Below are 8,174 nucleotides of genomic sequence, written 5' to 3'. Positions count from 1 at the left end.
CTAGAGGTCTTTACCGAGGGGGATAACGATGCGGCGTAGAGGGGGCAATGGTGGGGTCAGGCGCAAGGATCAGGAATGGCACATACACGGATGCTGACATTCTTGCGCTTTACATGAAGTACAGAGAAGCTGGAATTGGTCCGTTCACGCGCGAGATTGGTGATTTCATCGCTCATTCAAGGCGTGACAGAGGCGCGACCTTGGACACGACGGCTTATGTGTTCGCGCAAGTCGCATTCTTTCAAACTTACCAGAGTGACAAAAAGAGGCCGTTAGAACCGAAAGGAAAATGCGGTTGGTGGCTTAAGCACTATTTTCTGACAAAAGCTAAAGAGGCGAATGAGGCAGAGCTTCTGAAGCATGCAGACATGACAAAGAAGCAAGCTAAAAACGCAATCGAATCGTGGTTCGATGACAAGTCGGCTTACCCGATGCGGATAAACTGCAAAAACCCGAATGAACTGTACCGACTAGCGACGTTATTCTGCCGAACCATCGTCGGGAAAAATGTCTTCGATTTGGATGCCGTGAAGTTAGAAATCAAGCAGATATTCCAAAAGGAAGGTATCCCACAAACAGAGATGGACGACTTCATCATCGGTACATGCGTTCTATTATCTGGCAAGTCTGCGGAGATTGTGCCCGGGTTCGCAGCAACTGTCGAACTAGCGGTTGGGACAACCAGAAGTATTCCCACTGGCAAAGATGGCAGATGGCCGGGCGATCCGAATGGATGGAATGTAATTCCTCTGCCGGATGGAAATCTAACCGTTTGCGTCAAGACCAAGAACGAGACTGGCGACGGCTTGGTTTCGATAGCTCTCGAGCTTCTGGATACAAAGATTGATACGGAAGCATACTTCTCGCGATCCCTCATAACAAAAGACCAGCACGGGTTTCCTTGTTTGGATTTTGATGCTCCCTTGAGCTTTGACGCTACCGCTAATCCAAAAGTTAGTATTGTGGTCTGAATGAAGTTCAACGAGGGACAGGGTGTCAGCCGTTCCTAGCCCTGCGCCAATTGTGAGAGTTGTCTAGCTTCTGGCCAACGACCGGGCCTACTTGGGCCCCTGCCTCGCTAGCGGAGAATGCGAAGGACTAGACGAGCAACCGTCTGACCCTTTTTGCTTTGGGCACTGCGGCCCGATAACAGCAAAAACACTGATAGGTCCGCACGGGTGAAGATGTCTTGAGCGTCCCCTCACGCTGCCCAACTCGCTAGTGCAGCTTCCGCCGATGCTCGATCGTCCTTGGATGCGATAGACCGTCTGTCGGCTGAGACCAGTGGCCTTTGCAATTTCACCGATGCCTGCTGATTGGCCCAGCATGTCGCATACGGCGGAGAACTGCTCCCTTGAGAAGCTCGGCTTCCGTCCTCGGTACTTGGTATCCCCAGCTCGTTCCTTGGCGAGCGCGATCCCGCCCTGCTGGGCTTCCTTGATGGCGCCTGTGCCGTTGCCGCCATGAAGGCGATGAGGGCGTCCGGACGGCCATCGGGTCTTCCGAGTGACCGAAATCGCTGATCTGGAGCGGTTGAGCCCGTAGCCCGGGTGAAGCGGAAGGCCAAACCCGGGAATCTGCGCGCGTGTTCGCGGGCGGGCCCGGGTTAGGCTGGCGCTTCACCCGGGCTACGGTCCTTGCTGATCAACTCAACGAGCCTCGGTACCGCCAACGAGATGCTCGCGAAAGAACCGCACAATGCTCGCATCGAATTCGCGATGAAAGGCTGAGCGGTCGAAGCCTTCGGGGTCGGTGCAGAAGCGCGGCAGGTTCGCCGCGAGTTCAGGTGAGCACGGTGGGAGGAAGGCGTAATGGCCGGCCGGCACCACGTGAATCTCGGGCTTGCCTGGCAGGCTGCCGACGACGCGCTCGGTGCCCGACGGATCCACGCCGCCGCCTCCTCGTTCCGAGCGCCAGAACTGGAGGGGGATCTTGATCGCGGCCAAATTGTCCTGCGTGAAAACTGCGCTCGGTGCATCGGCAATCACCGCAGCCCGGATGCGCGCATCATGTGGCGGGTTGGGCGGGGTCTCGCCGTTGTGGAGTTGCGCGCAAGGGCCTGTCTTATCCGTGCAAAAATGTGCGAGCCTGCCGAAATCCGGCTTGGCGCCCGCCAGGGCCAGGCCGGTATAGCCTCCGAAAGAAAAGCCGAAGAAGCCTATTCTGGTGGGATCGATGGATGCCTTGTCTTTCCAATCGTTCAGCATGAAGTCGAGCAGGCGAACCATATCCTCCGGGCGTGTCTGCCCGAGGGCCAGCGTATCTCGCTTCGACGAGTCGTTGGCGTTGTCGCCTGGATGATTGATGGCTGTGACGACAAAGCCGGCATCAGCCAGCGCTTCCGCGACATCACGGTGAAGCCCGAACCAGCCGCCACGGCCGTGCGAGACGATGACCAGCGGCAGCTTCGTCCCCGCGATGGGGCAATCCTTCACGCCTTCAAGCGGATCGGAAAAAGGCACGGCAAGCGTGCCGAGCGGCACCTTCTGCGGTGCGGTCGCGCATGGATACCAGATGGCGCCTGAAAGGGCGGGATCGGAGTCGAGAAGCTGGATGCCGGCGGCCTCGACGGGCGAGCCGAAGCAGCACAAGATGATAGCGTAAGCCCAGAATGTCCTGCGCACCCGGCGGCCCCATCACAATCGGCTCTACTGCGCCAGAACTAAACTGCCTGAAGGCGGCACACAACACCGGTACGCAATCCAGCGCCGAGCATGTGTTTTGTGCCACCGCGGTAGGTCAGCAGCGGTGACATTTTTCTCGCGTGCCACCTGTGGTAGATTACCGATACATCCTTGACGGCGCGGACTGAATTTCCGGGACGTGCCGGCGGCAGTCGCTGATCTGTGTCGGGAAGTGGGAATGTCGGAGTCGGGTATCGAGCGCACGGGGCGGCCGACCGATCTCGCTGCCAGCGACACGATTTGGATTCCCGGCGCCACTTTCCGAATGGGTTCCGACAATCACTACCCCGAAGAGGCGCCCAGCCATCGGGTGAGCGTGGACGGCTTCTGGATCGACCGCACGCCGGTGACCAACGGCGCATTCAAGACATTCGTCAACGCGACCGGCTATGTCACCACGGCGGAGATTCCGCCGAACCCAAAAGACTATCCCGGCGCCCTGCCGAAGATGATCTATGCCGGCTCGCTGGTGTTCTCGCCGCCGCGTCGCGTACACGATCTGCGCGACTGGAGCCAGTGGTGGACGTTCATGAAGGGCGCCAACTGGCGGCGACCGTACGGACCTGGAAGCAACATCAAGGACCTGGACGACCATCCAGTGGTGCACGTTTCGTACGCGGACGTGCTCGCCTACGCGAAATGGATAGGCAAGCAGCTTCCCACCGAATCCGAATGGGAGCTTGCCGCGCGCGGCGGTCTGGATGGTGAGGAGTTCGCCTGGGGCAACACGCTGACGCCTGACGGCCGGCACATGGCCAACACATGGCAAGGCGACTTCCCGGTCCAGAACATCTGCGAGGACGGCTTCCAGCGCACCTCGCCCGTCACGGCATTTCCGCCGAACGGCTACGGCGTCTACGACATGATCGGCAATGTCTGGGAATGGACTGCCGACTGGTGGTCGGCCCGTCATGAAGCGGATAGCGCGAAGCCTTGCTGCGTTCCGCAGAATCCGCGCGGCGGCCCGGAGCACGTGAGCTTTGATCCAGGTCAACCGAACATCCGCATCCCCCGCAAAGTCTTGAAGGGCGGCTCGCATCTGTGCGCGCCGAACTATTGCCGCCGGTATCGGCCCGCCGCCCGGCATGCCGAACCGGTCGACACGTCGACGAGCCATGTCGGTTTCAGGTGCGTAGTCAGAAATGGGAGTGAACGATGAGCTCGGAGAAGAAACAGTCGTTTCTCGATCGCCGCAACTTGCTCTTGAGCGGGACGGCGCTGGTCGCCGCGACGCTGACCTCCGAGGCGCTTGGCCAGGACCAAAAGTCCGCGGCGCCGGCTCCCGCCGCATCGCCACTGCCCGGCGACCGCAAGCCAAACATTCTCGTTATCTTCGGTGACGATATCGGCATAGCGAATATCAGCGCCTATTCCGGCGGTCTCATGGGCTATGAAACGCCCAATATCGACCGGATCGCCCGCGAGGGGATCAGATTCCTTCATTACTATGGCGAGCAGTCCTGCACCGCAGGTCGAGCGGCCTTCCTGACCGGGCAGCATGGAATCCGGACCGGACTGACGAAGGTTGGATATCCCGGGGCTCCGATGGGAATGAGCCAGCTTGATCCTTCAGCAGGCGGCCTGCTCAAGCATCTCGGTTACGCGACCGGGCAATTTGGCAAGAATCACGTCGGCGATCGCAACGAAACCTTGCCGACCGTGAATGGCTTCGACGAGTTCTTCGGCAATCTCTACCACCTCAACGCCGAGGAAGAGCCCGAGCTGCCCGACTATCCGAAGGATCCTGCCTACCGCGCCAAATTCGGACCCCGCGGCGTGTTGAGGTGCAGGGCAACTGACCGCGACGATCCGACCGTCGATCCGCGCTTCGGAAGGATCGGCAGGCAGACGATCGAGGACACCGGCGCGCTCACCAAGAAGCGAATGGAGACCATCGGCGACGAGACCTCGGCGGCGGCGATCGATTTCATGAAGCGCCAGCAATCAGCGGGGCGGCCCTTCTTCTGCTGGTTCAATTCCACACGCATGCATCTGCGAACGCATGTGCGCGACAGCCATCGCGGGCGCTACACGCACGGCGACAGCGAGTATGTCGACGGCATGATCGAGCATGACGACACGATCGGGGCGCTGCTCGGCGCGCTCGACGACATGGGCATCGCGAACAACACCATCGTTGTCTACACCAGCGACAACGGACCTCACATGAACACCTGGCCGGATGGCGCCATGACCTGGTTCCGTTCGGAAAAGAACACCAATTGGGAAGGTGCGTTCCGCGTGCCCTGCCTGGTTCGCTGGCCCGGCGTGATCAAGCCCGGAACGGTCACCAATGAGCTCATGAGCCACAACGACTGGATACCGACACTGTGCTCGATCGCCGGAGAACCCGATATCGTCAACAAGCTGCGAGCCGGCTACACCGCCAACGGTATCGACTACAAGGTGCATCTCGACGGCTACGACCAGTCGCAATTCCTCCGCAACGTGAGCGGGACCGCGGCAAACAACAACGGGGTCAAGAGCGCCCGCGACAAGTTCTTCTACGCCGACGACGATGGTCTGCTCGTTGCCCTTCGAAAGGGCGACTACAAATATGTCTATGCCGAGCAACGTGCTCCGGGACAGATGCAGGTCTGGGCCGAGCCTTTCACGAAATTGCGCCTGCAGAAGATCTACAATCTGTTCCAGGATCCGTTCGAGCGGGCGGACATCACCTCCAACACCTACTGGGACTGGAACCTCAATCACGTCGGTGCGATCTACGGCGCGATGGACGATGTTTCTCAGTTCATGGTCACGTTCAAGGAGTTTCCGCCGCGTTCGTTTCCGCCGAGTTTCGTGCCGACAACGATCATGGAAGACGCAATCGCTGACCTGAAGGCGGCGAGGAGACGAGGTACGGTTGGTACGGGCAACCAGAGCATGATGGCTGCCAATCAACGGCCACGCTTGGCTTGCGCCGAATATTCCGCAAGACGCCGCCACTTCGCGGCGGAATATTGCCGATTGTACTGTGCCACGCCCCAGCCGGCTGCTCCGTCCAGGAAGCCCAGGCGCAGAACGTAGACCTTCAGGAAGGCGGCCAAGCCATGCAAAGGCGCAGCGAACGGGCCTGCGCGGCGGCCGCGGGCGTTCATCTGCTCGGCTGCGGCTCGGGAATAGCGGTCGATCTTGTCCTGGGCGTCGGACCAGGATTCGATTGAATCATGCTCGATGGTGACATCGATCCGCTTGATGGGGCCGTCGACGATCAGCCCCTCGTGGACCAGGTCGTCGGAAAATCGGGCCTGTCCGCGCTGGAACAGGCGAACGACATAGTCGGAAGACCAACCTCCGAATCTCAGCGCCTTGCCGCAGAAACGCGATCGCCGGAGCGTCTGGTAGGCGGCAGGTGCGTCCGCCGCGTTGACGGCGCTCCTGATCTGGTCGCCAAATTCCGGCTCGATCCATTCGTCGGCATCAAGCGACAGGACCCAGTCGCCTCGCGCGAGCGCGAGCGCGCGGCTCTTCTGCGGCCCGTATCCCGGCCAATCCGATGTCACCACGACACGTGCGCCGCTCTCGCGGGCGATCTCCACCGTTCGATCCGTGCTGCCGCTGTCGACCACGATGATCTCGTCCGCATCAACCGAACGCAGGCACCGCGCAATGCAGTGCTCTTCGTTCTTGGTGATCACGATCAGGGACAGGCTCGGCATGCGTCATCCCGCAGATGGCTCGGCCTGCGCGGATGCGGCCACCGCGCCACCATTCGTTGTTGGCTTGATCCAGAGGATATCGGTCTGGTCTTCGATGCGACGCAGATCCTTGAGCTCAACCCGGGCAGCCTTGGACGACTTGCCTACGAGCTGATGGGGGACAAATCGGGCTCCGAGCAGCCGATCGATCATCCCCTCGACCGACAGATCGCCGTCGCGGCTCAATTGAGGAGAGTATTCCGTGATGACGACATCGGCGCGCTCGAGCGCCTTCACCGCACCCGCCAGAACCGCGGGCTCAAAGCCTTCCACATCAATCTTCATCAACAAAATTCTGTCCTGCGCCAGCCCAAGGGCTCCGAGCGCGGAATCGACGTCGGTCAACGGGACCACGCGTGAGCCCAGGCCATAGTTCTTGATCAGCGAGTGGCGCCCATTGTTGGACCTTTTGTAACGGTGCAAATGCGCATGCCCGACGGTGGCGCCAACCGCGCAAGGGTAGACGACAACCTTGTCGATATCGTTGATCGTGAGATTGCGATCGAGCAGCCAGGCATTGGTCGCATCCGGTTCAAACGCCACCACGGTGGTGACGGAGGCATGCTGAGCGGCATGCACCGCATGCCAGCCGAGATTGGCGCCGACGTCGACGACGATGCCCTTCGGTTGATTTTGCAGGTACCCGCTAATCCAGTCGGTCAATTGCGGTTCAAACCGGCCATATTTCGCGATATGACGGCCGATGACGTCGCGGCACTGGACGATGAAGCGCAGTTTCGACCCCGTCGCATAGGTCTGGAACGACGTGCCTTGCGGCATCATCCAGGCGAGCAGGAGCTTCATCGATTGGACTGGTCTAGGTATTCGGGGCATCTAGTCGTTTCTCTCGACGTCGCGACCTCTTCGGGAGGAGATCGTCCGTACAGAGCGGGTAAGCCAAAGTCCAGATGCCGCCAAACGCTTCATCGCCGGTTTCCTGGGCGGGGCAGTTCAGGGGATGTCGGCCCTGCGAAACATGCTGAACTGGAACGACTGCTCCGTGCCCCATGGCGTTCCATGCCGATGCTGCCGCCGATCGGTGAGCTCGAACGCAGGGCCCAGGATCCGGCCGAGGCCCTCCGGGTCGTAGCGCACGACAGGCAATCCGCTGCAGCGTTCCGGTCCGTCCAGCGCGAAGGTGGCGATGATCGCGTGACCTCCGACCTTCAACGCCTGCTTCAAGCGTTTCGCATAGGCAGTGCGGTCGTTCTCCTCGGTCAGGAAGTGGAACGTGGCACGATCATGCCAGATGTCGTAGGTCCTTGTCGGCTCCCACCTCGTTACGTCATCGACGATCCAATCGACCTTTGCAGCACGGTTCCCAAGACGGGTTCTGGCAACCCGCAGCGAAGCTTCGGATATATCGAGCACGGTAACATCCTCGAAGCCGTTCTCGATGAGGTTATCGACCAAACGTGAAGCACCGCCGCCGATGTCTATGATAGGGGAGGCGCGCGTCGCTCCGACCTGCATGATCAATTCAATTGATGGAGCTGGGCTCTCCTGAAACCAGCTAACTTCGTTCTCGGTCTTTTTGCTATAGACGTCTTGCCAATGGGCGTGTCGATCCTCGCTCTGCATGGGTTTGCTCCGCCGATCCAAGGTTCACGACAGGGCTGTTCCCCCTACCCTCGACCACAAGCATACCTCCACACCATCAGTGTTTACTCCGGCAGCCCTCCTGCGTGAAGCGCGGCGACAGAAACGGCTGGCTCGCGCGTCTTACAGAAAGTCTGTAGCCCGGGTGGAGCGGAGCGCAACCCGGGACATTTGCGCAAGTGGTTGGTGA

The 8,174-nt window shown here is 60.2% G+C and carries 6 protein-coding genes and 2 pseudogenes; 3 read left to right on the top strand and 5 right to left on the bottom strand.

The annotated features are described in order from the left end of the window. Positions 1–47 precede the first annotated feature (47 nt). On the top strand, positions 48–971 hold the full coding sequence (locus tag CWO89_RS37345; RefSeq protein ID WP_130583366.1) for a hypothetical protein: 924 nt from the start codon (positions 48–50) through the stop codon (positions 969–971). A gap of 230 nt (positions 972–1,201) precedes the next feature. On the opposite strand, the pseudogene CWO89_RS48450 reads toward CWO89_RS37345, so the two are convergent. Both CWO89_RS48450 and CWO89_RS37335 read right to left on the bottom strand, forming a co-directional pair. After that, a pseudogene (locus CWO89_RS48450) lies at positions 1,202–1,483 on the bottom strand (helix-turn-helix domain-containing protein); the annotation flags it as partial. 166 nt (positions 1,484–1,649) lie between these two features. Beyond that, on the bottom strand, positions 1,650–2,483 hold the full coding sequence (locus CWO89_RS37335) for an alpha/beta hydrolase family protein (RefSeq protein WP_349644931.1): 834 nt from the start codon (positions 2,481–2,483) through the stop codon (positions 1,650–1,652). A 379-nt stretch (positions 2,484–2,862) separates the two neighbouring features. Here CWO89_RS37335 and CWO89_RS37330 point away from each other — a divergent pair, with 379 nt between their 5' ends. Together CWO89_RS37330 and CWO89_RS37325 are read left to right on the top strand one after the other, a co-directional pair. Further along, on the top strand, positions 2,863–3,843 hold the full coding sequence (locus tag CWO89_RS37330; protein WP_130583364.1) for a formylglycine-generating enzyme family protein: 981 nt from the start codon (positions 2,863–2,865) through the stop codon (positions 3,841–3,843). After that, complete coding sequence (locus tag CWO89_RS37325; RefSeq protein ID WP_130583363.1) at positions 3,840–5,714, top strand: arylsulfatase; 1,875 nt, start codon at positions 3,840–3,842, stop codon at positions 5,712–5,714. The genes CWO89_RS37330 and CWO89_RS37325 overlap by 4 nt, the downstream gene beginning before the upstream one ends. A 329-nt stretch (positions 5,715–6,043) precedes the next feature. Here the strand turns inward: CWO89_RS37325 and CWO89_RS48445 are convergent. The 3 genes and pseudogenes from CWO89_RS48445 to CWO89_RS37310 form a co-directional block, all read right to left on the bottom strand. After that, positions 6,044–6,346 (bottom strand): annotated as a pseudogene (locus CWO89_RS48445) (glycosyltransferase family 2 protein); the annotation flags it as partial. Positions 6,347–6,349: 3 nt separating this feature from the next. Beyond that, complete coding sequence (locus CWO89_RS37315; protein ID WP_165421485.1) at positions 6,350–7,189, bottom strand: FkbM family methyltransferase; 840 nt, start codon at positions 7,187–7,189, stop codon at positions 6,350–6,352. Positions 7,190–7,336: 147 nt separating this feature from the next. Continuing rightward, complete coding sequence (locus tag CWO89_RS37310; protein WP_130583360.1) at positions 7,337–7,966, bottom strand: class I SAM-dependent methyltransferase; 630 nt, start codon at positions 7,964–7,966, stop codon at positions 7,337–7,339. Positions 7,967–8,174 lie beyond the last annotated feature (208 nt).

It is taken from the genome of Bradyrhizobium sp. Leo170, from assembly GCF_004296405.1.
Lineage (GTDB): Bacteria > Pseudomonadota > Alphaproteobacteria > Rhizobiales > Xanthobacteraceae > Bradyrhizobium.
Note: the sequence above shows the minus strand (reverse complement) of the source record. Positions and strands in the feature narration are given on the sequence as shown.